The 2,530-nt window shown below is 44.6% G+C and carries 2 protein-coding genes; both read right to left on the minus strand.

The features are described 5' to 3' along the window. Window positions 1-81: 81 nt before the first annotated feature. Window positions 82-837, minus strand: coding sequence for an IS21-like element helper ATPase IstB (gene istB / locus HC000_RS18095; protein ID WP_024603886.1), 756 nt, complete (start codon window positions 835-837; stop codon window positions 82-84). Between the two features lie 14 nt (window positions 838-851). After that, a complete protein-coding gene (istA, locus tag HC000_RS18100; RefSeq protein ID WP_024600838.1) occupies window positions 852-2,396 on the minus strand; it encodes an IS21 family transposase in 1,545 nt (514 codons plus the stop codon). Window positions 2,397-2,530: the final 134 nt, after the last annotated feature.

A 2,530-nucleotide genomic window follows, 5' to 3' on the forward strand; every position in this document is an offset into this window, starting at 1 on the left:
TTGCGTATTCCGGTGATGGTGAACACCGATTCCGGTTTTATCGTGAACACTTAAATTCCACGCATTGGGTTCATGACATTTTTAACCTAAGTGTTCACGATGGTCAATTTTAGATTGAATTTTTCTCATAGACTCCCCCTTTAATTTTATCCGATGAGCATTGTGCATTAGTCGATCTAAAATGGCATCGGCTAAGGTATTATCGCCGATGGATTGATGCCATTCTTCGGTGGGTAATTGACTGATGATGGCGGTTGATGAACTGCCGTGCCTATCATCCATGATCTCCATTAAGTCATTTCGTTGTGCCGCTTTAAGTGGCTCAAGCCCCCAATCATCTAAAACGAGTAAGTCGATCTTAGCGAGTGACTGTAACATTCGACTGTAAGTGCCATCTGCTTTGGCTTGTGTCAGCGCAAGCATCAACCTTGAGAGTCGGTAATATTTAACGCTGTAGCCTTTCATGCATCCTGTATGCGCAAGCGCACAAGTGATATAGGTTTTACCGCTACCGCAAGGGCCTGTGATGAGTAAGTTTTGTGATTTATTCAGCCAATCACATTGCAGTAGCGATGCCATCATCGATTGATTGAGACCTCGCGGGTGATGATAATCTATGTCTCTGGCGTTAGCGGCTAATTTAAGTTTTGCCGCTTTAAGTAAGCGTTGTTGTTTTCGGCTCTCTCGGTCTTGGGCTTCACTGTCTGCTAGCAGTTGTAGTCGCTCATCGAAGGACAACCCTTCATAAGTACTTGGTTGTTCTATTTGGCTCACTAAGGCGTTGGCCATACCACTGAGTTTGAGTTGACGAAGCTGAGTTATCGTTTGTTCTAACATAGAATTTCCTTACCTTAATGGAAGCTTTTAGGACCACGGATATTTTCATGGGATTGTGGCAATAACGTCGACGGCTCTTCTTGCGTTCGCGGCAATTTATCTTGGTTGCTACTGAGTATGTCTTTGATATGTTTTAACCGATATAAACTGTATTGATTGGCTATCGCACAGGCGTTATTGAGCCGATCGGCGGGATAGCTTCTTGATAGGTTGAGTAAGCCTAAGCACACACGATACGCTTGTTCTTCATGTTGTTTCTGTGCCAATTGTGCTTTCACCCAGAGCAAAACGTCATCTCCAATATCTTTCGCCCAATTCATTAAACGCCCTGGTGACCATTTATGATGCTTCTCATGCTTTACAGGCATGTGCTCGGATGTGGTGGTCATGCCCGGATGATATTTTCTCGGGTGACTGGTGATGCGTTTATGCTTGAAATAAGCCTCAATCAAGTTGTCTTTGGCATGAAGTTCAAGCTTTTCACCCACCAAGTGATGGGGTACCGAGTAAAGATGGTTATCATACTGAACGTGATAATCAATATTCACTTTGACGTGTTTAATATCCGTGAATTGATAAGCTAGTTTGGGCATGGGCGCGAGGGCGGGTTTGTCGATTGACTCGAACCATGATTGTCGTGTCCCACTCAGTTGCTTAAAGGGCTTATTATTGACCTCAAGCAGTAAGGCTTTGATGCAATGGTTTAGCTCAGCTAATGAGAAAAAGGTTTGGTGTCGTAACTTGGCGAGTATCCAGCGTTCAATGATTTGCACGCCCACTTCGGCCTTGGCTTTATCTTGTGGTTTTCTGGGACGAGCAGGCACAATCACGGTGCCATAATGCGCGGCCAATTGCTGATAACTCGGGTTAACATCAGGGTCGTAGCGACACGCTTTACTGACACCACTGCGTAAATTATCGGGGATAACCATGTCAGGTATACCGCCGATAAATTCAAATGCTCGCACGTGACTGCCGATCCAGTCGGGTAGACTTTGGCTCCAGGTTGCTTCACAAAATGTATAATTTGATGCGCCCATCACCGCCACGAATATCTGGGCGAACTTCACTTCACCCGTCGCATTACAAACAATGGGCATCGTTTGACCCGCATAATCGACAAAGAGTTTTTCTCCTGCTTTATGCACTTGTCGCATCGAACGTTTTTGCTTTTTAAGCCAGGTCATATAGCGATCGCAGAACTGAGAATAGCTGTAACAACGATTCGGATATTGCTGAGTATATTCTTCCCAGAGTAAGTTCTTGGTGACGCCTTTGCCCGTTAATTCTTTTCGAATGGCTGGCCAATCTGGCACTTCAAATCGCTGGGATGGCCGAGTGTCGGCGCGAGGATAGAACTGACTAGCAAGCACAGAATCATCAAGCTCGTCGGGCAGTGGCCAACTTAACGATAAAGCTCTGGCTTTAGTGAGTAGTTTTTGAATACCACCGACACTGATCTTAGTGCTGGCACTTATTTTTCTGACACTGAGTTGGGCAGCAAAATGTAGCCTCAACACTTCTCGAATTTTACGCATTGTGATCCTCTTAGTCGCCATATCCCTTCCTCAGTAATACAAAAAGGAAATAGCTTAACAAAGTAATTAATAATCAATGCGTTGAAATTGTACTGGTTTGGTGTGAACACCGATTCCGGAAAATCAGTCAAAAGTGTTCACGATAAAACCGGAAT

Source organism: Pseudoalteromonas sp. MIP2626 (genome assembly GCF_013414205.1).
In the GTDB taxonomy this organism is placed as follows: Bacteria; Pseudomonadota; Gammaproteobacteria; order Enterobacterales; family Alteromonadaceae; genus Pseudoalteromonas; species Pseudoalteromonas nigrifaciens.

What these genes read in the sequence shown, in the direction of transcription:
- istB (WP_024603886.1), bottom strand. Translation starts at nt 837, where the DNA reads ATGTTAGAACAAACGATAACTCAGCTTCGTCAACTCAAACTCAGTGGT.
- istA (WP_024600838.1), bottom strand. Translation starts at nt 2,396, where the DNA reads ATGGCGACTAAGAGGATCACAATGCGTAAAATTCGAGAAGTGTTGAGG.